The sequence below is a fragment of the Streptomyces sp. NPDC001970 genome, assembly GCF_053594115.1.
The window spans coordinates 44,588-65,105 of record NZ_JBSFDW010000038.1 but is presented as its reverse complement, the minus strand read 5'-3'; the positions used below and the strand labels follow the sequence as shown (position 1 = coordinate 65,105).

Genomic DNA, 20,518 nt, shown 5'->3' with positions numbered 1-20,518 from the left:
TTGCGTACGTGCTTGCGTGCCCGTACGGATCTCTGGCCGCTCACGGGGAACCGAAGCGGTAACCGAAGCCGCGTACGGTCTGGATGTACCGGGGATCCCCGCCCAGCTCACCGAGCTTGCCGCGCAATCGCTTCACACAGGCGTCCACGAGCCGTATGTCGCCGTAGTAGCTGTGCTCCCAGACCGCTTCCAGCAGCTGCTGGCGGCTGAACACCTGTCCGGGCGAGGCCGACAGGGTCAGCAGCAGCCGAAGCTCGGAGGGGGCGAGCGCGACGGGTTCACCACGGTGTGTCACCACGAGCCCGGCCCGGTCGATGACCAGCTCGCCGTGCGACTCCGCCCTGGGCCGGACGGCGTCGGAGACCGACGCGTCCTGCCTGCGCAGTACGGCCCGTATTCGCGCGTCGAGCACCCGGGCCTGCACGGGCTTGACCACGTAGTCGTCCGCGCCGGCTTCCAGCCCCACGACCACGTCGATGTCGTCGCCCTTGGCGGTCACCATGATGATCGGCACCTGGTCGCGGTCCCTGATCCGCCGGCATACGTCGAGGCCGGATATGCCCGGCAGCATGAGGTCGAGTACGACGACGTCCGGATGGAAGGGGTGGAGCTGTTCCAATCCCTCTTCACCCGTTCCGGCGGCGAAGACGTCATGCCCCTGGTGTCGCAGCCCCAGCTGGACGGCCTTACGGACATCTGGGTCGTCTTCGACAATAAGGACTCGTGGCACTTCGACAGTGTAAGCAGATCGCGTTCGGTCGCCGGCCTGCGAAAGAGCCCCTCTCGGGAGCTGTTACAGAAGGGTCACATCGGCGTGCCGCCGGGCGGGCAACCCCGTTGGCCGGCCGAGCGACCGCTCGTTATCGGTTCGTGATTGTTCGAACTCATGGCGATCATCTGAAATGACCAGTTTGAGTTGCCATGCATTCAGCGCGACAGCGGGAATACGCATCGACCACTGGCAACGCCGTGGCCTCCCACCGCGGTGGCCGTCACCGGTCCTCGCACCGCCGGGGCCGGAGGTACCTGGTCGGCACGCTGGTGGCCGCGGGCCTGCTCGGCTCCGCTGCGTTCTTCCTGGACGGTGGGCGAAGCGACGCGTCGAGCGGTGCGCCGCACCCGCGGAGCGTGGCACCCATCACCCCCACTCCGACGCCCACGCCCACTCCGACGCCCACCCCTACCCCGACGCCCACCGAGATCGACGTCCCCTCGACGGGCGCCGGCACGTTCGTCACCGCGCAGGCCAGTGGCGCGAAGGTCGGTCACGGTCCGCGTCCACTCCGGTACGTGGTGAAGGTCGAGACCGGCCTCGACATCTCGCCGACCCAAGCGGCGGACGAGATCGCCGACATACTCGCCGCCCCCCGGGGCTGGACCCACAACCCGGCCTACTCGTTCCAGTTGGTGAGCGCGGGACAGCCCCACGACCTCACGGTGAAGATCGCGACACCGGGGACGGCGGACGCCCTGTGCTGGGCGGGCATCCAGCAGAACACCGAAGGTGAATACAACTGCGAGGTCCCCGGTGGGGTGGTGGTGAACCTCAAGCGCTGGGTCAAGGGCTCGCCCACCTTCGACGGTCCGATCCATGACTACCGGGCGCTGATCATCAACCACGAGATGGGGCACTTCCTGGGCTACACGCACACGACCTGCGCGGGCCCCGGCCAACTGGCCCCCGTGATGATGCAGCAGATCAAGGGCCTGCACGGATGCATCGCCAACGCCTGGCCCTACGACAAGAACGGTCACTTCGTCACCGGGCCGCACGTGCAGTGAACCGGCGACGACCAGCCCTCCCAGCGGTTGCGGAAGGCAGCTTGAACGGGCTGTGACCACCTGGTGGTTCACGCCGGGCCCAAAACCGGCTGTTACAGCTTGGTCATCGTCCGAGCCAGCGGCTATCACCTGCGGACGCCAATTTCGAACTCAGTGACGGCACCCCGTGGTCGTGAAGGCCATCAGACGCTCACGGTGCCGTGTTCCCGGTGCGCCGGTGCTGTCGGCGTGGGCAGAGCCCACGACGCCCACGATTCCGCGGCTTCCCCTGGCCTGTTACGCAACACCCACCCTCTCGATTGAATGGAAGAGCATGTCTGGATCCCGCACTGTTCGGAAACCGGCCGTTGCGGTGAGTCTGCTGCCGCTGCTGGCGGCCTGCGGCACGGCATCTCGCTCGGCGGACGGCGGGCAGTCCTCGGCCGGCGGCGGGAAGTCCTCGGCCGGGTCGTCGGGGCAACTCGACGTTCCCGCGGACGCCGGCGCGGATCTCAAGTAGCAGTAGCTCTCGCAGAACGCGATCGCGGCCTGCATGAAGAAGCAGGGGTTCATCAACACCCCCGTAGCCCCCGAGGATCCCGCGGCCTCCTGGGCCACCGACGGGGCGGACAACAAGCTGACCAAGAAGTACCTGCAGAAGTACGGCTTCGGCATCTACGCCGGCATCGTCTACCTCAACGATCCCCAGGCACCGGGCAGCAAGGCGTCCCAGCAGAACTCGACCGACACGGCCAACGCGGACTACGTACGACCCTCGTGGAACGATTGGTTGACCTCAGATGGGCCGGCCGCCGCAGCCCCCTTCCCGCGTCAGTGCGTGCGGCGTCGCAGCCGGCGGCCGAGGAGAACGGCCGCAGAGCCGGCGGCCAGAGATGCGCCCGCGATGCTGCCGAGGGTGATCGCCTCCGTGCTGCGCCCCGAGGTGCCGGTGTTCGCGAGCGTCGGGCGAGCAGGATCGGTGGCCGCGGCGGTGGCGGCCTGGAAGATCAGGTCGGCGACGGCGTCGGGGCGGGCGATGAGGGACACGTGGCAGGTGTCGATCTCCATGGTGTGGGAACGGGCGCGCTTGGCCTCGAAGCGTTCCTGCTCCGGGTTGATGGTCATGTCCTGCCGGCCGATGAGGGCCCAGGACGGGATGTCTTTCCACGCCGCGACCTTGGCCTTCTCCGAGAACGCGGTGGTGGCCGCGGGCCGCTGGGTGACTGCCAGCAGGTTCGCCTCGCTGTCCGGCAGGCAGGCGGCGAAGACCGGGTGCACCTTGTCGGGCTTGAGGTACAGGTCGGTTCCGCTGACGTCGCCCGCCTGGTAGGGCACGGACGTGGTGGCGGTGCCGAGGGCGCTGGGGAAGCGGGCGGACAACGACATGCCGCTCTCGCCTACGTCCGGCATCAGCGCCGAGACGTACACCAGGGACTTGACCTGGGGATTGCCGGCTGCGGCCGTACTGATCACGGCTCCGCCGTAGGAATGGCCGGCCAGCACGATGGGGCCCTTGATGCTCTTGAGCACGGAGGCGATGTAGGCGGAGTCGCTGTACAGCCCGCGCAGCGGATTGGCAGGGGCCATGACCCTGTAGCCGCGACGCTCAAGCCGCTCGATCACCCCGTTCCAGCTGGAGCCATCGGCGAAGGCGCCGTGCACCAGCACGATGGTGGGCTTCGCGCCGCCTGTGCCACCGTCCGCGACTGCCGAGGCAGCCGTGACCGTGCACAAGGCGGCGACGGCGCCCGCCGCCGCCGCGACGTGGAGGCGCCGTATGCGGCGTCGTATGCCATGAACCGCAGATGCCGTCATGCCGTTCTCGCTTCCTCTTGAGGACTTGGACACCTCAGCGTTCACGCGTCGGTGCCGTCGAGCCCGCTCATCCGGTGCAATCGGGTGAAACCGGCGCGGCATCGGGGTGACAGCGAGCACGCTGCGCTGGTCGAGGCATCGACAGCCGCAGGAAGCGCCCGCTCGCAGTGATGACGCAGCATGGCGCGGAGACAAGAGCCCGCACCAAATGGGTGACCCCGCGCCAAATGGGTGACCCTCCACTGGGGGAGCCTCGGCGGACCGCAGTGACGCGCGCTCCACGCCCTTTCCCGAAGTTGCGCCGATGCGCCGCCGAGAGACGATGGGAGACGGTCGGGGTCATCCGCGATGACCGGATCCCTAGGCAGGAGGCGTATCGTGACCACTTCTCCGTCCTTCTCGACTCCAGTCCTGGAACCCGCGGCCAGGGAGCTGGCCGATGCCACTTCGCAGCACCCGCGCATTTACGAGGTCCCACCGGAGAACGGCCGCGAGATCCTTGATGATCTGCAGGCGGGGGAGGGCGTGGCCAAGCCCGCCGTGAGCGAGGAGTGGGTGAGAGTAGACGCAGGAGAGTACGGCCACGTCCGCGCCCGTATCGGGTCGGCTGCCGGACGGCATGGCCACTTCCCGCGGCGAGGCCGATGTGCTGCGGGGCCGGGGGCCCGCGAAACTGGACGTAAGTCGTTGAGGTGGAGGGTGTGGAGCGCATGGTCGACGCCGACTGACGCTCGTCGCGGCTACCTGAGCCAGGGCTTGTGCTCCCCGAAGATCACCCCAAGCTCTGGCATGACCTCCGAGGCCAGCCGCTCGGCGTGTTCGGCCGTTTCGAACAGCGGCGTGAACAAGATGAGTTCCGCGCCGGCAGCGACGACCTCACGCACCTGGCGAGGACAGTCTCCAGGGGTTCCCGCGATCGCGGCAGCCTCGGTCTCGGCTGACTGTTGCATGTAGAGCGCGGCCAGCTCGGCGTTGATCCGGTCGCGGGCCCGCTGGGCGTCGTCGTCCACCGCGATGTAGACACGCTTGGCGATCGCGAAGTCAGTTGCCCGCCTGCCGGACTCGGCCAGTGCCTGCCGCACGATCTGGACCTGCTCAGCGAACTTCGGGGTCGTGGCCGCCCCTCCACCGAAGAAGCCGCTGGACAGGCCGGAGTTCACGGCGCGTCGCAGCGCGGTGCGCCCGCTCCCGCCGAACCATACCGGAGGACAGGGCTTCTGGAACGGTTTCGGTTCCATGGTGGCGTCAGTCAACTGCCAGAATTCGCCGGAGAAGTCGACGCGGGAATCGCGCCACAGGCGGGTCATCACCTCGATGCCCTCGTAGAAGCGGGCGACGTAACGCTCCGGGTCGACGCGGAAAGCTGCGAAGGCCTTGACGAGCCACTGGCCCCGTACGAGCTGCGTATGGGTGAGCCCGGCGGCGTCCAGCCCGACCAGCTGCGCGCCAAGGCCGACCGCCCGTCGCCACCGCGCCCCGCAGCTGGTCGACCACAACTGCCACGTGCACGACGTCCAATTCCGCGTGCTGGAGGGCAACGGTGGGCAGCCGCCGCCCGAGCTGCGCGGCCCCAAGGAGACGGTGTACGTCCCCGATGGCAACGAGGTGAAGCTGGCGCTGCGCTTCGACGGCCCTGCCGACCCGCATACGCCTTACCTGTACCACTGTCACCCGCTCAGGCAGGAAGACCGCGGGATGATGGGGCGGTTCGTGGTCGTGGAATCCGGCCAGAAGCCGGGACAGGCGCCCGGCGTCAACGGCAGCCACGACCACCACGGATCCCTGACCAGGTGCCGCGGTCAGATCCCACACGCCTCCCCTCTGTATGCCTCCCGATGCCGTTCAACCGTTCTTGGGGCGCAATCCAGCGGGCGCGTCGGCGCCGCCACGGAATTCAACCCGCTGAAATCCGGGTGGGAATCGACGGACGACGATCCGCTTGGGCTTTCGCAAAGACCAGTCCAGGTTCAGTCCATCACGCAGCGGAAGACTCGCCGCACCGGCGCCGTCGTCAGCGCCGCCGTCACGAGTCCTCCACCCACCTGCTGTGGCTCCAATCGTTTCACGCACCGCATGAGGCAGAAACAACTTGCTCTCAACGGCGTTCTGATCGAAGTACCCGTTGCACAGATGGACGAGTACAGGTCCTGCTCGCGACGCACGACACCGTTCACGCCGCTCAATACCGCCGAGAAAATCTACAGTGCTGTAGATTCTTGTTGCGGGCGTTGCCAACCCCTGGAGGGAAAGTTTCGCCTCTGCGGGCTGCGGTGAATATCGCGCACCTATCGAACAACCTGAGCTAGGAGGTACGCCCCATGGCCGTGAACCTATCCAAAGGCAGCAACTTCTCCCTCACGCGTTCCGAGCCCGGCATCGCCAGTGTCGTGGTCGGCCTCGGCTGGACCGTGAACACCGGCCCTGGTGACATTGACCTGGACGCGAGCGCACTCCTATTGGGTGCGGACGGCCGGGTCCTGTCGGACAACCACTTCGTCTTCTTCAACAACCCGACCACGCCCGAGAAATCCGTCCGCCACACCGGCGACAACAAAACCGGCGCCGGAGAAGGCGATGACGAGCAGCTCGCCGTCGACTTCAACTTGCTCCCCGCGCAGACGGAGTCGGTCGTGTTCGTGGTATCGATCCACAACGAGGGCGGGTCATCGGTCAATAACTTCGGCAGGGTGCGCGACGCATACATCCGAGTTGTGCACCAGGCGACCGGACTGGAAATGTGCCGTTTTGAACTGGCCGAGGACGCGCACGACCAGGCCGCAATGGTTTTCGGTCAACTCTACCGGCGTGACGGAGAATGGAAGTTCCGTGCAATCGGCCAGGGCTACGCGACAGGTCTCGCCGGAATCGCCAAGGAATACGGTGTCAGCGTTTAGCTCCCAGACGCTGATGCCAATCCCCGCCTCGCGCCCTGGCCAGCTGCCCGCCCGTCCGCCATGCGGATGTGACCATGTCGATCCCGCGGCGTGATGACTGCCCTGTGCAGGCGCCGGCCGGCGGCTGCCCCCGCGACCTTCCAGGCGCGCGAGAGGCCGCCAGCCGGTCGTTCCTGTCTCTCCACAGCGCAGCACTGTGGAGAGTCAGGACAGGGGCCGCCTCAGCCGTTCGCCGGCCGGACCGTCGCGCAGCCGGCGGTGAAGGTGGTCTCGGCTGCCCCCTGGCGTGCCTGGACCGCGCAGCGGGTTGCCCCGCTGCCGGACTACAGGTGGGGTGCGATGGCGGGCATGAGGTCCTGGAAGGTGCGACCGCCGGCGGGGGCGCCGATGGCTGCCATCTGCCAGCCGTTGCCGGAGCGGTGGACCTTGGCCATGATCTGTGCGGTGGCATTGCCGCCGCCGGTGAGGGTGTAGCGGGCGAGTTCTTGTCCGGTTGTGTCGTCGATCAGGCGGCAGAAGGCGTTGCTCACTTCGGCAAAGGTCTGGCCGGTGAAGGAGCTGACCGTGAAGACGACCTGATCGATGCCGAGGGGGACGTGTGGGAGGTCGACGATGATCGATTCGTCGTCACCACCCTGGCCGGCACCGCCGGTGAGGTTGTCTCCGGTGTGGCGAACGGAGCCGTCGGTACTGACCAGGTGCTGGAAGTAGACGACGTCGACCGGCTGTTTGTCGGCGTAGAGCACAGCGGAGGCGTCCAGGTCGATCTCGCGGGCGGTGAGCTTGGCGAGGAATCCCTTGCGGGGGGCGGCTTGCCAGCCCAGTCCCATTCGGACGACGCTCAGCGTGCCCCCGTCGGACTTGCTGAGGCTGATCTGCTGGCCCTTGGTCAGGTTGACGGACATGTACTGCCTCTTTCGTAGCGGTTGACGGGCGGCCTGCGTGCCCAGAGCCCGAGGGCGGCAGGTTGGCCGAGCGGCACCATGGGCTGTTGACGGGCGCGGGTAGACGGTCCGCGGCTGAGGTCCGCCTGGCACCCGGGCTGCTGCGCACTGGGATGGATCGCTGTCCCGGCAGCAACTGCATGGTTGGCGTAGACCGATCGGGGCGTTTCGGTGCGCGGAGGGAACCGGGCCGTCCACCCTGGGGCAATAGTGGCGATTTGTGAGGATCTCGTCCGTGAGTGCAGTGGCCACCGCCGTACGTATGGTGCACGGGTGTGCGCTGGCGGCATGCGTGGCCTTGCTGATTCTGCTCGGTGAGGGAGTCGACAGGGCGGGAGCGCGGACGACGGAGGGCCGCCCCGCCATCGCGATGTCCCAGGCTACGGGCGAGCAACCGTCGGATGCGGCTGAGGAACAACGGGCACCGGGGTCGACCAGCCGACGGCAGCAGCGCAGGGCGGCGGCACACGTCGGCCGCGCGGTGCGTGACGCCGGGCGGCCGAGCCGCATCTGCGAGGTATGCGGGGTTGAGGGACATCCCATTCCTGCCGGGCGCGTGGTGCGTTGCGTGGTCTTGCGCTGCTGAGTGTCGGCGGCAGGGGTCATGCCGACCTGCCCCGTGCCGTCCACCAGCCATCCCACCGCTCACCACCTCTCGGAGATGCACCATGCCCATCGACCCCTACACAGCCGTGAACGCTCTCGTGCGCGCCGAAGTCGCCCGTTGCTGCGCAGATGCGGCGTCGCAGCAAGGCCACCAGGTCCTCGAAGCCCAGGGCGAGCCCGCTGAGGCGCTCGTGGAACCGGGCCGCGCGGTCGTGGAATAGAACCGGCGGCCGACCGCGGCGGGGCCTCCACGCCGACGTCGGCCTGAGGGGTGGCCCCCCGGGTCGAACCGGGGGGGCCATCGGTCTCAGACGGCGACGCCGAAGTCGCCGGCGATCCCGGCCAGGCCCGAGGCGTAACCCTGGCCGACCGCACGGAACTTCCACTCCGCGCCGCTGCGGTACAGCTCGCCGAAGACCATCGCGGTCTCGGTGGCGGCGTCCTCGCTCAGGTCGTAGCGGGCGATCTCGGAGCCGCCGGCCTGGTTGACCACGCGGATGAAGGCACCTCGGACCTGGCCGAAGCTGTGGCCGCGGCTCTCGGCGTCGTGGATCGAGACCGGGAAGACGATTTTGACGATGTCGGCAGGGACCGCAGCCAGGTCGACCTTGATGACCTCGTCGTCGCCTTCGCCTTCGCCGGTGAGGTTGTCACCGGTGTGCTCGACCGACCCGTCCGGGCTCTTGAGGTTGTTGTAGAAGACGAAGTGCTGGCCGGAGGGGGCCTTGCCCGATTCGTTGACCAGCAAGGCACTGGCGTCCAGGTCGTAGTCGGTGCCCGTGGTCGTGCGGACGTCCCAGCCCAGGCCGACCAGCACGGCGGTCAGGCCCGGGGCCTCCTTGCTGAGCGAGACGTTGCCGCCTTTGGTGAGGCTCACACTCATGCCGCATCCCTTTCCATGTCCGAGAGCCGGGCGCAGACGCCCGGTCCGCTGGATGACAGAACCAAAAATCTACAGCAATGTAGAAGCAATTCGGGGTTCCTCGCGATGGTGCGTCGTTTTCCGGCCGGATTGGCGGATGCCAGAGTTTGTGCCGTTTGGTGTTCACCGGCAGGCGTCCTCCACGAGCGTGACGATCTTGTTGGGCTCCTCGTTCGGACGCACGTTCCTCGCGCCGTTCGGGATCAGTGGGTCTACTCCGGGCCGTCGGCGAGCCGCCGGCCCGAGACGGCGTGGGGGCAGGCATACGTCGTGGCTTTCTGCCGCCACGACGTACGGCATGGCGCACAGGCCAGTGGCATCCGCAGGGGCATCGGAGCCAAGCCGCTGTGGCTGGACGGAGTCACCAAGGCCATCCATTCGGGGCGATCCGGCGCCGCCATGTAAGACAGCAGCGGTTCGGCGCGCGGGAGTTTCGGGCAGGCGAGCGAGGGTGTGGCGGTGGCCAGAACCACCAGGTTGACGGTGAGTCGCGCACGGCGGCCGAGAGCAGCACCCGGCCCGAGAGCTTCGGTGAGTCGCAGGCCAGGGTGACGGCACCGCTGGGTGTGGCCGATCGTCACGCCGGAGGGTGCTGCACAGCCGAGGGCCAGTCGTCGCCCCCGGCCGCGGCAGCCCCGCTGACTCTGCGGTCGGCTGCGGGCCTTGAAGTGTCCGAGGGAAACCATGCCTGCGGCGGCCAATGCGGCCGGGATGAGCCGTTCGATCCAGTCGGCGTCCTTGCTGTCCGCCACCCCCAGGCCCGCGGCGATGCCGGTACCGACGATGGCGGCGACTATGCCGACGGCGATCGTCCACCGCACGCCTCTGCGCTGCCGACCGGGCACCACCAGATGCCCCGGCGTGTCGATGACGCTCCCGAACACGATCGCTCTGATGATCCCGGAGATCTCCCTCCGCCTGCCCCTCTCGGCACATCCCGTTTGACGCGTGACACTCACGGGCTGTCCGGGTGAAGACCTCCCGCGGCGGGTCCTCGCCCGGGTCGTGGGACCTACAGGTCGAATGCGTGGGGCGGAAGGTCGAGGCGTAGGAGGCTCCGCGGACGATGGCCTGTTCGGTCTCGTCGAAGTTGCCGTCTGCGCTGCCGATGATGATGCCGATCTGGATGGCGGCGCGGGCCTCGGCGGGCTTCTTCTTCGCCTTGGTGATCTCCTGGAGGGTGCTGGCCCCGCCGAAGTCGAAGTCGGCGGTCAGCGTGTTGAGACAGCCGTCGAAGCGATGCTGGAGGTCGTGGGCGGGAAAGTTCTGCAGCACCTCGTTGGTGGCGATGAGACGGGCGACCCGGCGGCGCTCGGAGCCGTCGATGGTGCCGTCGGCGGCGGCGACCAGGGCACGCATCGCCATGCCGGCGTCGCGGGACGCGCCGCTCTTGAGGTCGCCTTTCTTCGCCGTCGGCTGGGCCTGCATCGACTGGCCGGATTCCGTAATGCGATCCCACAAAGCCATGCCAAGTCCGTATGTCATGTCCTTGAGGGTTGCCCGGGCCGTAAGGGGGCCGGCCCGGGCCGGCTCCATTTCTACAGCACTGTAGAATCTGGCGGCGGGAAAGCGCGCCGTTACGCCTCTTCGTCCCCGCCGTCCTCCTCATCGCCTTCGAATGCGTCGCCGATCTCGTCGACGACTTCGGCGGCGACCATGCCGCCGACGACGCCGACTGCGAGTCCCGCCGCGCCCGCGGCGACGACGGTGCCCATGCCGGGCCCGGAGCCGTGGTGACCGCCGCCGTGGTGGTGGTCACCGCCGCCGTGATGGTCCTTGTGGGCGTGGCTGCCGTACGGGTCGTGGTGTCCGTGAGAGCTGTGGGTGCTGTGGCTGTCGTGGGAAGCGTGGTGCTCGACGAGCTGGCGGATCCAGGATCCGACCACGGCGTTCCAGTCGCGATGGCCCGCGCCGTCGTGGCTGACGACGTGCCGGTCGAGGGCATCGTGGCCCTCGGAGAAGAGGCCGCCACGCTTGTCTGCCTCCAGCACCACCTCCATGCCGCCGGGGTTTGCCAGGAAGGTCAATTCGATCTCGTTGACCGTGTGCGCGTACTCGGGCGGCGGGGTGAGCTCGATCTCCTGGTAGAAGGGCAACTGCTGGCCGGTGCCACCGATGCGGCCCAGCTCGAGGTCGGCGGACTTGAATCCGTAGCCCAGCTGCCCGAGGGCCTCGAGGATGGCTTCCTGGACGGGCAGCGGGCGCACGTAGAGCGGGTCGAGATCGCCCTTGTCCTTGGCGCCGTCCACCGCGAGTTCGGTGCGCACGCCGAGCACGACACCCAGGCTCTGCCCGTGCAGCTCGGTGATCGGGGCTTCCCAGGGCAGCGTCACGCTGAACGGGATGCTGCGCTGCTCGCCCTCGGTGAGGTGGAAACCGCCGCCGACGGTGAACCGGCCGAAGGCGACGGCGCCTTCGTGCTCCCCGTCATGCGTCTCGGCCTCGACGCGGGCGACGAGTTCGAGGGTGATGTGCTCGATGTCGAAGCCGACATCGCCGCCCTTGAGATGGACATGCCCGGTCAGGGGCCGGCCGGGCAACGCGGTGCCCTGATCGAGGGCCGTGTCCACGGTGGGGCCGCCCACGCCGAGCGAGCCGAGAAGCCGTTTGAACACCATCGCGGCGTTCACTCCTTCACGTGTACGTGTGGTTCTTCAGCCGTCGGCCGGAAGGCCCCGAACGGGACGGTCCACCGGCCGGCGGGAGATGGTTACTTGGCGGAGATGTCCAGCGCAGCCAGGGCCTGTGCCCAGCGCGCGTACTTCAGGTCGGCCAGTTCGGCGACCGTCTTGACGCCGAACGCCTCCTGAAGGAGCTCGCCGTCCCGGTCCGAGACGCCTTTCAGCGCCGACACCGGCGCGGCGAGTATCTCGGGCAGGCTCCTGTCCGCCCATGCTTTGTCCAGCACCTCGTCCAGGTCGATCGAAGCCACGACAGCCCTCCCAGCGCAATGACAATGGGTGGTGCAGGCGACGCACCGGACGGGTGGCCGCGCCCGATGGCTGACGCTCTGCTCACTGACGCGCCCTCCTTGCCGGCTGCGGTCGCCTGCAAGGCGGCCGGGAACATCCGGGCCGCCTCTCGCGTTTTCTACATGCATGTAGAAGTATAGAGGTCGGACCCCCGTGCGGGCGACATCCAGGCCACTCGCCAGGGAACGTCCGAAAAGCACTGCGAGGGCGGTCCATCCAGCCCACCGAGGAGTCTTTGCCGACCCTTTACCATGGGACCGAGGCACTGCCTCACCGAGACCGCTCAGGATCCGCCCGATCCGACAAGTCGAGAAGGAGTGAGCGACCCGTAATGGGTGAGCCTCCCAGTACCAGCCGTGTCGCTGCCTGCCCGCGCCAGCTGAGCGAGGGATCGGGGGTGGCACGGTGATCGAAGTCCTGCTGCTGCTTCTGGCCCTGGCACTGACCCTGGCCTGCGCGGTGTTCGTCGCGGCCGAGTTTTCCCTGACCACCGTCGAGCGTGGCGCGCTGGAGCAGGCCGTCGAGGCCGGGGAGCGAGGAGCCGAAGGCGCGCTCAGGGCAGTTCGTCGGCTCACCTTCCAGCTGTCCGGTGCCCAGCTCGGCATCACCGTCACCTCGCTGGTGATCGGCATGCTCGCCGAGCCGTCCCTCGCGACGCTGCTGCGTGGCCCACTCCAAGCCATCGGCCTGGGCCCGGCCGCCTCCTCCGTCGCCACCGTGCTGGGGGTCGCCGTCTCCACGGTCGTCCTGATGGTCGTCGGCGAACTGGTGCCGAAGAACTGGGCGATCTCCCGTCCGCTGGCCGTCGCCAAGGTCGTGGCCGGTCCTCAGAGGGGCTTCACCGCCGCTTTCGGTCCGTTCATCCGGCATCTCAACTCCACGGCGAACCGGTTCGTCCGCCGCTTCGGGCTGGAGCCCACCGAGGAGCTGGCCTCCGTCCGCACCCCCGCGGAGCTGGTCTCCCTTGTCCGGCACTCGGCCGCCGAGGGCGCCATCGAGGCGGACTCCGCCGAACTCTTCGTACGGACGCTGCACTTGGCCGAGCTGACCGCCGAGAACGTGATGACCCCGCGGGTCGACGTCCGCGCGCTGGAAGCGCACGCCACCGCGGCCGACGCCGCGAACCTGACGTACGCCACCGGACTCTCCCGCTTCCCCGTCTACCGTGACAGCCTGGACGAGGTCATCGGCACGGTCCACATCCGCGATGTCCTCGCCATCGACCCGGACAAGCGGGCCGCAACCCCCGTCACCGAGCTGGCGACCGACCCGCTGCTGGTGCCCGACACCCTGACCGCGGACCGCCTCCTGGAGCGGCTGCGCGCACATCGCACGATGGCCGTGATCATCGACGAGTACGGCGGCACCGCCGGAGTGGCGACCGTGGAGGACATCGTCGAGGAAGTCGTCGGCGAGGTCCGCGACGAGCACGACCCCGCCGAAGCCCCCGACCTGCTGCCCGCCCCGCCGACCCCTGACGGCCGCGCCACCTGGGAGGCGGACGGCAGCGTACGCATCGACGAGCTCGCCCGGATAGGACTGATCGCCCCCGAAGGCCCCTACGAGACCGTGGCCGGACTGATCGCGACCAGCCTGGCGCGCATCCCTGACGAAGGCGACACGGTCGTCGTCGACGGCTGGTGTCTGGACGTCCTCGACGTCGAGCACCACCGGGCCGACCGCGTCCACATCACCGAACCCGCACGAGTACCGGGGCGGCAGCGCCACGAGGTGGCCCGATGACTGCCATCCAGCTCGCCGTCGGCTTCCTCACCCTGCTGACCAACGCCTTCTTCGTCGGCGCCGAGTTCTCATTGATCTCCGTACGCCGAAGCCAGATCGAGCCGTACGCCCGCCAGGGCCACACGCGCGCCCGCATGACCCTGTGGGGCCTGGAGCACATCTCCCAGATGATGGCCACCGCCCAGCTCGGCATCACCGCGTCCTCACTGGTGCTCGGCGCGGTCGCCGAACCCGCCATCGCCCATCTTCTGGAGCCGGCGTTCCAGGCGGCCCGTGTCCCGCACGCCCTGGTGCATCCGATCGCCTTCGTCATCGCGCTCACCGCTGCGACATACGCGCACATGCTTATCGGCGAGATGGTACCGAAGAACCTCGCGCTCGCCGCACCGGTGAGGACGGCCCTGCTGCTCGGCCCGCCGCTGGTCGCCCTCACCCGCGCCCTGCGTCCGGTCGTCTTCGGCATCAACGCCTGCGCCAACGCACTGCTGCGGTTGCTGAAGGTCGAGCCGAAGGACGAGGTTGCCTCCGTCTTCACCGACGACGAGCTCGCCCGAATGGTCCGCGACACCAGCGCCGCCGGGCTCCTGTCGCCCGCGGACAGCGAGCGGCTGCGCGACGCCCTGGAGCTCGGCACCCGCCCGGTCGGCGAGATCCTCGTCCCGGCGCAGCAGATGATCACGGTCGACCACCGGGTCACCCCGGCCCAGCTTGAGCGCACCGCCGCCGTTGCCGGGTTCTCCCGCTTCCCGGTCACCGGCCCCACGGGTGCCGTCCTGGGCTATCTCCACATCAAGGACACCCTCGGTGTCACCGACCGGGACAAGCCGTTCCCGCGTACGTCACTTCACGCGGTGACCAGGGTCCGTATCGACACGCCACTGGACGACACCCTCACCGCCCTGCGCGCCGCCGGCGGCCACCTCGCGGCGGTCACCGGCGACGGGGCCACGGTCCTCGGCTTCGTCACCATGGAGGACGTCCTCGAGGAGCTGGTCGGCCCGGCCGCCACCTGACAGGCCCTGTGCGGGCCGCCTGACAGCTGCCTGTGCCGCATCTCGCCGATACTCGGGCCAGGTATGCCTCTGACCCTCACCCTGAGAAGGAGCACCCATCTTGTCCGCCAGACCGACGGACCCCTCCATGCCGCAGCGCAGTCTCCGACCGCCTCGCCGGCCTGCACGTGATCACGGTATGCGGCGGGGTGGTGCTCGATGAACGCCGCACTGGGCCTGCTGGCCGTCCTCGTCCTGACCGCCGGGACCGGCTACTTCGTCGCCCAGGAGTTCGCCTACGTCGCTGCCGACCGTCTCGCCCTCGCTCGTGAGGCCGACGCGGGCGACAAGCGTGCCGCCCGTGCCGTGCAGGTCCTCGGACGGCTCTCCTTCATGCTGTCCGGCGCCCAGCTGGGCATCACCGTCACCGGTCTGGTCGTCGGTTTCCTCGCCGAGCCGTCCGTCTCCGCGCTGCTCAAGCCCGCGCTGGACGGCCTCGGCCTGTCCGACGGCGCGGTAACGGCCATCTCGGTCGTCCTCGCCTTCGTGCTGGCCACGGTCCTGCAGATGGTGCTGGGCGAGCTGGCGCCCAAGAACCTGGCGCTGGCCGTCCCCGAACGCCTCGCCAAGTCCCTCGCGTCCTCCACGCTCATCTATCTGAAGATCGTCGGCCCGGTGGTGCACATCTTCGACGGCGCCGCGAACAAGCTGCTCCGCAAGGTCGGCATCGAACCGGTCGAGGAACTGCACCACGGCGCCACCCTCGAGGAACTCAGCCACCTGATCGGCGAATCCCACGAGCAGGGCCAGCTGCCCGCCGACACCGCCGAGCTCCTCGACCACGCCCTGGAGTTCTCCGAGCGCACGCTGGACGAGGTGATGGTGCCGCGCGCTGACGCCGTGTTCGTACGCAAGGACGCGACCCTCGCCGAGGCCGTCGAGCTGATCGCCAAGCACGGTCACTCCAACTACCCCGTCTTCGGCGACCACCCGGACGACATCACCGGTGTCCTCGGCGTACGGGACCTGATGCACCTGCCCGCCGCCCGCTTCGAGCACGCCACCGCGAGCGAGGCGGCCCGCCACCCCCTGCTGCTGCCCGACACGCTCCCGCTGCCCCAGGCGGTGGCGCAGATGCGTGAGCGGGACGACGAGTTCGCGGTCGTCCTGGACGAGCACGGCGGCGTCGCCGGCATCGTCACGTACGAGGACATCGCCGAGGAGCTGGTCGGCGACATCGCGGATGAGACCGACACGGTCGTCAATCTCGCGGTCGCCGACGGGAGCGGCTGGCTGGTCGACGCCGGCCGCCGCCTCGACGAGGTCGAGGACGCCACTGGTATCGGCCTGCCCGAGGAGGACGACTACGACACCGTGGCCGGCCTGATCATCGACCGCCTCGGACGATTCCCGGCGATCGGGGACCGCCTCACCGTGGACCTGCCGGACAACAGCCGGGCGGACATCGAGGTTCTGAACCTCGACCGCCATGTCCCCGAGCGCGTACGCATCGAGCGCCTCACCAACCAGCAGGATCAGGCCCAGGAGCAGGAGCCGCAGGCATGAGCTTCCCGATGGCACTCTTCGTCACCGTTCTGCTGCTGATCGGCAGCGGCTTCTTCGTCGCCGCCGAATTCGCCCTGGTCGCCGCCAAACGGCACCGCATGGAGAAGGCCGCCGCCGAGGGGCAGCGCGGCGCCAAGGCCGCACTCGCCGGAATGCGCGAGCTGTCCCTGATGCTCGCCGGCGCCCAGCTCGGCATCACCATCTGCACGCTGGGCCTGGGCTCGATCTCCAAGCCCGCCATCTCCCACCAGGTCGACCCGCTCCTGGAGAAGCTGGGCCTGCCCGCCGGACTCAGCTACGGCATCGCCTTCGCCCTCGCCATGATCATCGTCGTCTTTCTGCACATGGTGGTCGGTGAGATGGCGCCCAAGTCCTGGGCCATCGCTCACCCGGAACGCTCGGCGATGCTCCTCACCCCGCCCTTCCGTGCGCTCGTCAAGGGCGTACGGCCGCTGATCTGGCTCCTCAACAAGGTCAGCAACGCGCTGGTACGCCTGTGCCGCGTGCAGCCTCGCGACGAGCTGACCGCCGTGCACAACCGCGAGCAGCTCACCCACCTGGTCGAGGAATCCGAGCGCCTCGGCCTGATCAACACGACCGATTCCGACCTGATCACCCGCTCCCTGACCGAACCGCAGACCCCGGTCGCCGACTTCCAGATTCCGGCGCGGGACATCGTGACCGTCCCCGCCGACGCGGACGCCGACACGATTCTTGCCCGGGCCACCGCAGCCGACCGCTCCCGCCTCCTCGTCCGTGACGGCGAGCGGGTCCTCGGCTCGGTCCACGCCCGCGACGCTCTGGTCGCCCGCACCCGCGGCAGCGTCCTGAGCGCCCGCGACCTCGCTCGCCCCGTCCCTGAGCTGGCCTCAGGCGACACCGTCTCGCATGCGGTCGAGCAGCTGCGCCAGCGCCGCGCCTCACTCGCCGTCGTGCGCGACGGCAGCGGAAGGGTCACCGGGCTGGTCAGCCTCGACGACCTCATCGTCCGGCTCATGGGACCGCAGGCGGTGTGATCCCGGCACGCACGCTGACCACCAGAGGACGGTGCTCACGGTGCGCGGCCGCGCTCGCAGGAGGAGAGAGCCGTCTCATCGGTCTTCTCCTCGTCGCGGTCGCGCGGCTCGCCCTCCAGCAGCCAGTCGGCAAAGACATCCCGCCGACCGGACGGCGGCGGCTTCACCCCGCGGTCCGCGGATCCGGCGGCTGCCGCATGGCGGTGAAGGGTGAGGCTGCCTTGCCGACCCTGGTAGTTTCTACATCAATGTAGAAGGAGTGGTGGTCGGACCGTCTTCCTTTCGGCCTGGACCGCCCTGACACACACGGAGTTGGCATGGCCCTGTGGGATCGCATCAAGGAATCCGCATCGACGATGCAGACCCAGCTCATGGCGAAGAAGAACGACCTCAAGAGCGGGGCGTTCCGAGACGCCAGCATGGCGATGTGCGCGCTTGTGGCCGCCGCCGACGGCACCATCGATCCGTCCGAGCGGCGCAAGGTGGCCCAGCTCATCGCGAGCAATGAGGTGCTGCAGAACTTCCCGGCAGACGACCTCCAGCGCCGCTTCGACGACAACTGCAACAAGCTGTCCGCAGACTTCGACTTCGGCAAGGTCAGCGTCCTGCAAGAGGTGGCCAAGGCGAAGAAGAAGCCGGCCGAGGCGCGGGCCGTGATCCAGATCGGCATCGTCATCGGCGGTGCCGACGGCGACTTCGACAAGGACGAGCAGGCGGTTGTTCGCGAAGCCTGTTACGCGCTCGAGCTGCCGCCGCACGAGTTCGACCTGTAGACCATCCCGCGGGGCGAGGGCCTGCCGTCTCATCACGGCAGGTCTCGCCCTGCAGGCTTACGCCCCGGGCCCCTTGTGATGGGCATGGACGGGTTCGGCGATGGGCATCCGCTCCGCACAACAGGTACCGAGAGGAATCAGGCATGGAGATATCTGGCATCATCAGCGCGATCGTGATCGGCATCATCATCGGCGTACTGGGACGGCTGGTCCTGCCAGGCCGTCAGCGCATCGGCATCCTGTGGACGATGGGCGTCGGCATTGCCGCGGCCTTTGTCGGTACCGGCATCGCCGCAGCCCTCGGGGTCGCGGACACCAAAGGCATCGACTGGATCGAATGGGCCATCCAGATCGCCCTCGCCGCTGCGGGCGTGGCTGCCCTCGAACGCTTCAAAGCCCGCCGCTGATCAAGGCGCAGGCCACCCGCGAACCGCAAGCGCGCCCGAGGGCACGAGTGATGCCTGCCTGAGCCGGCCCGCAGCACGATTGCACGTCCCCGTGATCTCTAGAGCGGTGTCGACGCCTTCAGGATGAAGAACAGGGTGAGGGCCGAGTTGGCCGAGGACAGCGCCGAGACCGCAGTGCCCGCAGCGGCTCCCCAGGCGGCCAGGCCCACCGCGGTGAAGATCGGCGGCCAGATGCGTGCGGCGGGGGCCGGCCCGAGCAGGGCGGCCACCCGTCGTGGCACCGGCCCTGCGGCCGCGAATCCCGCCAGTGTCGCGATGGGTGCTCCGCGGGAGATCAGCGCGGCCTTGCCGACGGCCCGTGCCACGATGCGGCGGCTGCCGACGGCGTCGGCAGCGTCCTCGTCCGCCCATCGCTCGGCCGTGAAGCACACGGCGGTACGCAGCGGCCGAAGGAACGGGTTCGCACGTGCCGCGAGCTGCACGGCCAGCAGAAACCGGTGGTGCCGGGCACTCAGGTGGGCGCGCTCGTGAGCGAACAGGGCCCGCCTCTCGGCTGCACTCAGCGCGTCCAGCATCCCGGTAGTGACCACGACCCGGTCCTGCCTGCCCGGGAGTGCATAGGCGTACGGCGTCTCGTCGGGGAGCACCGCCACGGGTGCGGCTGGCAGTCCTACCAGGGCGCGCCCGGCACGGTGGCGTACCCGGTGGTGCCGCCAGGCCGCTCTCGTACACGCGGTGATCACCGCGATCAGAGCGGGGATGGCGGCCCTGCCCGCGACCTCGTCGAAAGGCACCGCCTCGCGCACTTCCGGGTCCGACCAGCCGTCCGGCAGCGGGTTGCCCGGCAGTTGCGCGGTGCCGACCACCATCAGCAGGGCCAGGCTCAGCGTGCTGCACACCGCGAGCACGGCAGCGACGGTGGTCAGCAGCCAGGTGGCGGCGCGCGGGTGGAGGTGCTGTTCGGCCAGGCGTGCGATCGGCCATGCCGTTAAGGGCAGTACCAGCGGCAGGAAGACGAAGACCCCCATACCTGTCAGTCTTCCCCTTCACCTGTCGTCTGGGCCAGCAGGTCCCGCAGCAGCCGCTCATCGCCCGGCGAGAGGGCGGTGACGAAGCTGGTCAGGACGGCATCCCGGTCCGCCTCGGCGTCCAGGACCTTCCGCATGCGCAGCGCCGCGAGTCCGGCCTCGTCGGCGACCGGGGTCCATTGGAAGGACCGCCCGGCCCGCTCCCGGGCGACCGCGCCCTTGGTGTGCAGGCGGGTCAGGATGGTCATCACGGTGGTGTAGGCGAGGTCGCTGCCAAGGCGGTCCTGGACCCAGGCGGCGGTGACCGGCCCGGGGGCCTGGCCCAGCGCCGTGAGCACCTGCGCCTCCAGTTCGCCCTGGCCTCGTCGGCGGGGATGCTGGTCGGTGCCGCCCTTGTTCTGGTCCGTCATGCCCGTCAACCTCCCGCCTCCTGGCCCGCTGCTGATGCGGGGTGGTTCATCGTACTGAATCGTCGTGTGGGCGTCGTCCGCTGTCACCGCGGTGTTGACGTCGCTGACGTGGTCGCAGGCCAACCGCCGTCGGGGTAGAGCGCCGTCAGCGGCCCGGACTGCTGCCTGTGTCACGCGGTCCGTCGCGGCCGAGCCGGATCCGCGGCGAGTGCTCCTCATCCGGCGACAGCTCGGCGACGAACCGGCTCAGCACGGCCTAACTCTCCCCATCCAGCACCCGGTGCATCCGCAGTGCGGCCAGTCCCGCCCGGTCGACGACGGCACTGCACCCATATGAGCGGGCCCAAGCGGTGACGGACCACGGCCTGCTTGACCTGCACCCTGCCCAGCGTGGTCATCACCGTGGTGCAGGCGAGCGCGGGGCCGCTCTCCTCACGCACCCAGCTTGCCATGACCGGCCCGTACGCCCGTCCTGGCGCGGCGAGCACGCTCGCCTCCAGCTCGCCCGGGCCTCTGCGGGCGGGCGGACTCAGAGGAGGCTCGTCCCGGTTGTTGTCCACCTGCCTGTCCTCTCCGTCGCGCGGATGGGGCGCTGTCGCACAGGTCACGATGCCCCTGCGTTCCATCATCTTCTACGTCGTTGTAGATTCTTGGCTCCGTCGTCACGGA

At 68.9% G+C, this 20,518-nt stretch carries 21 protein-coding genes and 2 pseudogenes; 10 read left to right on the top strand and 13 right to left on the bottom strand.

The annotated features are described in order from the left end of the window. Window positions 1-40: 40 nt before the first annotated feature. Window positions 41-730: a response regulator gene (locus ACWCP0_RS33865; RefSeq protein ID WP_451082580.1), complete on the bottom strand. Its 690-nt coding sequence runs from the start codon at window positions 728-730 to the stop codon at window positions 41-43. A gap of 191 nt (window positions 731-921) precedes the next feature. Between ACWCP0_RS33865 and ACWCP0_RS33860 the strand changes: the two genes are divergently transcribed. Beyond that, a complete protein-coding gene (locus tag ACWCP0_RS33860) occupies window positions 922-1,782 on the top strand; it encodes a DUF3152 domain-containing protein (RefSeq protein WP_451082579.1) in 861 nt (286 codons plus the stop codon). A 276-nt stretch (window positions 1,783-2,058) separates the two neighbouring features. On the opposite strand, the gene ACWCP0_RS33855 is transcribed toward ACWCP0_RS33860, so the two are convergent. Together ACWCP0_RS33855 and ACWCP0_RS33850 are read right to left on the bottom strand one after the other, a co-directional pair. Beyond that, window positions 2,059-2,436 carry a hypothetical protein gene (locus ACWCP0_RS33855; protein ID WP_451082578.1) on the bottom strand — a complete coding sequence of 126 codons (378 nt, stop codon included), beginning with the start codon at window positions 2,434-2,436 and terminating at the stop codon, window positions 2,059-2,061. 156 nt (window positions 2,437-2,592) lie between these two features. Then, on the bottom strand, window positions 2,593-3,576 hold the full coding sequence (locus ACWCP0_RS33850; RefSeq protein WP_451082577.1) for an alpha/beta fold hydrolase: 984 nt from the start codon (window positions 3,574-3,576) through the stop codon (window positions 2,593-2,595). A 348-nt stretch (window positions 3,577-3,924) separates the two neighbouring features. Here ACWCP0_RS33850 and ACWCP0_RS33845 point away from each other — a divergent pair. Continuing rightward, a pseudogene (locus ACWCP0_RS33845) lies at window positions 3,925-4,209 on the top strand (hypothetical protein); the annotation flags it as partial. 107 nt (window positions 4,210-4,316) lie between these two features. Here ACWCP0_RS33845 and ACWCP0_RS33840 read toward each other — a convergent pair. Continuing rightward, window positions 4,317-5,072, bottom strand: coding sequence for an LLM class flavin-dependent oxidoreductase (locus tag ACWCP0_RS33840; RefSeq protein WP_451082576.1), 756 nt, complete (start codon window positions 5,070-5,072; stop codon window positions 4,317-4,319). A 7-nt stretch (window positions 5,073-5,079) separates the two neighbouring features. Between ACWCP0_RS33840 and ACWCP0_RS33835 the strand changes: the two genes are divergently transcribed. Next, the gene (locus ACWCP0_RS33835; protein WP_451082575.1) at window positions 5,080-5,850 is read left to right on the top strand and encodes a multicopper oxidase domain-containing protein; all 771 of its coding nucleotides are present in this window, start codon (window positions 5,080-5,082) and stop codon (window positions 5,848-5,850) included. A gap of 44 nt (window positions 5,851-5,894) precedes the next feature. Then, the gene (locus ACWCP0_RS33830) at window positions 5,895-6,470 is read left to right on the top strand and encodes a TerD family protein (protein ID WP_451082574.1); all 576 of its coding nucleotides are present in this window, start codon (window positions 5,895-5,897) and stop codon (window positions 6,468-6,470) included. A gap of 323 nt (window positions 6,471-6,793) precedes the next feature. On the opposite strand, the gene ACWCP0_RS33825 is transcribed toward ACWCP0_RS33830, so the two are convergent. From ACWCP0_RS33825 to ACWCP0_RS33800, 6 genes and pseudogenes are all read right to left on the bottom strand, one after another. Beyond that, window positions 6,794-7,375 carry a TerD family protein gene (locus tag ACWCP0_RS33825; protein WP_451082573.1) on the bottom strand — a complete coding sequence of 194 codons (582 nt, stop codon included), beginning with the start codon at window positions 7,373-7,375 and terminating at the stop codon, window positions 6,794-6,796. Window positions 7,376-8,327: 952 nt separating this feature from the next. Then, entirely contained in the window at window positions 8,328-8,903 is a 576-nt protein-coding gene (locus ACWCP0_RS33820) for a TerD family protein (protein ID WP_451082572.1), read from the bottom strand. A gap of 251 nt (window positions 8,904-9,154) precedes the next feature. Then, the gene (locus ACWCP0_RS33815; protein WP_451082571.1) at window positions 9,155-9,826 is read right to left on the bottom strand and encodes a hypothetical protein; all 672 of its coding nucleotides are present in this window, start codon (window positions 9,824-9,826) and stop codon (window positions 9,155-9,157) included. 128 nt (window positions 9,827-9,954) lie between these two features. Then, window positions 9,955-10,409 (bottom strand): annotated as a pseudogene (locus ACWCP0_RS33810) (tellurite resistance TerB family protein). 110 nt (window positions 10,410-10,519) lie between these two features. Continuing rightward, a complete protein-coding gene (locus tag ACWCP0_RS33805) occupies window positions 10,520-11,560 on the bottom strand; it encodes a sporulation protein (RefSeq protein ID WP_451082570.1) in 1,041 nt (346 codons plus the stop codon). A 92-nt stretch (window positions 11,561-11,652) separates the two neighbouring features. Then, complete coding sequence (locus tag ACWCP0_RS33800; protein ID WP_451082569.1) at window positions 11,653-11,874, bottom strand: hypothetical protein; 222 nt, start codon at window positions 11,872-11,874, stop codon at window positions 11,653-11,655. Window positions 11,875-12,319: 445 nt separating this feature from the next. Here ACWCP0_RS33800 and ACWCP0_RS33795 point away from each other — a divergent pair, with 445 nt between their 5' ends. From ACWCP0_RS33795 to ACWCP0_RS33780, 4 genes are all read left to right on the top strand, one after another. Then, window positions 12,320-13,657 (top strand): hemolysin family protein, encoded by a 1,338-nt coding sequence (locus tag ACWCP0_RS33795; RefSeq protein ID WP_451082568.1) that lies wholly within the window; start codon window positions 12,320-12,322, stop codon window positions 13,655-13,657. Next, on the top strand, window positions 13,654-14,670 hold the full coding sequence (locus ACWCP0_RS33790; RefSeq protein WP_451082567.1) for a hemolysin family protein: 1,017 nt from the start codon (window positions 13,654-13,656) through the stop codon (window positions 14,668-14,670). The genes ACWCP0_RS33795 and ACWCP0_RS33790 overlap by 4 nt, the downstream gene beginning before the upstream one ends. A 198-nt stretch (window positions 14,671-14,868) precedes the next feature. After that, window positions 14,869-16,215 (top strand): hemolysin family protein, encoded by a 1,347-nt coding sequence (locus ACWCP0_RS33785; protein ID WP_451082566.1) that lies wholly within the window; start codon window positions 14,869-14,871, stop codon window positions 16,213-16,215. Beyond that, the gene (locus ACWCP0_RS33780) at window positions 16,212-17,231 is read left to right on the top strand and encodes a hemolysin family protein (protein WP_451082565.1); all 1,020 of its coding nucleotides are present in this window, start codon (window positions 16,212-16,214) and stop codon (window positions 17,229-17,231) included. Before ACWCP0_RS33785 ends, ACWCP0_RS33780 begins: the two co-directional genes overlap by 4 nt. A gap of 35 nt (window positions 17,232-17,266) precedes the next feature. On the opposite strand, the gene ACWCP0_RS33775 is transcribed toward ACWCP0_RS33780, so the two are convergent. After that, window positions 17,267-17,398, bottom strand: a complete 132-nt coding sequence (locus ACWCP0_RS33775; protein ID WP_451082564.1) for a hypothetical protein — start codon at window positions 17,396-17,398, stop codon at window positions 17,267-17,269. A gap of 150 nt (window positions 17,399-17,548) precedes the next feature. Between ACWCP0_RS33775 and ACWCP0_RS33770 the strand changes: the two genes are divergently transcribed. Further along, window positions 17,549-18,004: a tellurite resistance TerB family protein gene (locus tag ACWCP0_RS33770; RefSeq protein ID WP_451082563.1), complete on the top strand. Its 456-nt coding sequence runs from the start codon at window positions 17,549-17,551 to the stop codon at window positions 18,002-18,004. Between the two features lie 143 nt (window positions 18,005-18,147). Further along, window positions 18,148-18,411, top strand: coding sequence for a GlsB/YeaQ/YmgE family stress response membrane protein (locus ACWCP0_RS33765; RefSeq protein ID WP_451082562.1), 264 nt, complete (start codon window positions 18,148-18,150; stop codon window positions 18,409-18,411). A 98-nt stretch (window positions 18,412-18,509) separates the two neighbouring features. On the opposite strand, the gene ACWCP0_RS33760 is transcribed toward ACWCP0_RS33765, so the two are convergent. Continuing rightward, entirely contained in the window at window positions 18,510-19,439 is a 930-nt protein-coding gene (locus ACWCP0_RS33760; RefSeq protein WP_451082561.1) for a M56 family metallopeptidase, read from the bottom strand. Window positions 19,440-19,444: 5 nt separating this feature from the next. Further along, the gene (locus tag ACWCP0_RS33755; RefSeq protein WP_451082560.1) at window positions 19,445-19,849 is read right to left on the bottom strand and encodes a BlaI/MecI/CopY family transcriptional regulator; all 405 of its coding nucleotides are present in this window, start codon (window positions 19,847-19,849) and stop codon (window positions 19,445-19,447) included. Window positions 19,850-20,518: the final 669 nt, after the last annotated feature.

Coding starts and splice junctions, on each gene's coding strand:
- ACWCP0_RS33790 (WP_451082567.1), top strand. CDS start 13,654: ATGACTGCCATCCAGCTCGCCGTCGGCTTCCTCACCCTGCTGACCAAC.
- ACWCP0_RS33765 (WP_451082562.1), top strand. CDS start 18,148: ATGGAGATATCTGGCATCATCAGCGCGATCGTGATCGGCATCATCATC.
- ACWCP0_RS33850 (WP_451082577.1), bottom strand. CDS start 3,576: ATGACGGCATCTGCGGTTCATGGCATACGACGCCGCATACGGCGCCTC.
- ACWCP0_RS33830 (WP_451082574.1), top strand. CDS start 5,895: ATGGCCGTGAACCTATCCAAAGGCAGCAACTTCTCCCTCACGCGTTCC.
- ACWCP0_RS33755 (WP_451082560.1), bottom strand. CDS start 19,849: ATGACGGACCAGAACAAGGGCGGCACCGACCAGCATCCCCGCCGACGA.
- ACWCP0_RS33860 (WP_451082579.1), top strand. CDS start 922: ATGCATTCAGCGCGACAGCGGGAATACGCATCGACCACTGGCAACGCC.
- ACWCP0_RS33825 (WP_451082573.1), bottom strand. CDS start 7,375: ATGTCCGTCAACCTGACCAAGGGCCAGCAGATCAGCCTCAGCAAGTCC.
- ACWCP0_RS33780 (WP_451082565.1), top strand. CDS start 16,212: ATGAGCTTCCCGATGGCACTCTTCGTCACCGTTCTGCTGCTGATCGGC.
- ACWCP0_RS33770 (WP_451082563.1), top strand. CDS start 17,549: ATGGCCCTGTGGGATCGCATCAAGGAATCCGCATCGACGATGCAGACC.
- ACWCP0_RS33805 (WP_451082570.1), bottom strand. CDS start 11,560: ATGGTGTTCAAACGGCTTCTCGGCTCGCTCGGCGTGGGCGGCCCCACC.
- ACWCP0_RS33820 (WP_451082572.1), bottom strand. CDS start 8,903: ATGAGTGTGAGCCTCACCAAAGGCGGCAACGTCTCGCTCAGCAAGGAG.
- ACWCP0_RS33855 (WP_451082578.1), bottom strand. CDS start 2,436: ATGCCGAAGCCGTACTTCTGCAGGTACTTCTTGGTCAGCTTGTTGTCC.
- ACWCP0_RS33785 (WP_451082566.1), top strand. CDS start 14,869: ATGAACGCCGCACTGGGCCTGCTGGCCGTCCTCGTCCTGACCGCCGGG.
- ACWCP0_RS33760 (WP_451082561.1), bottom strand. CDS start 19,439: ATGGGGGTCTTCGTCTTCCTGCCGCTGGTACTGCCCTTAACGGCATGG.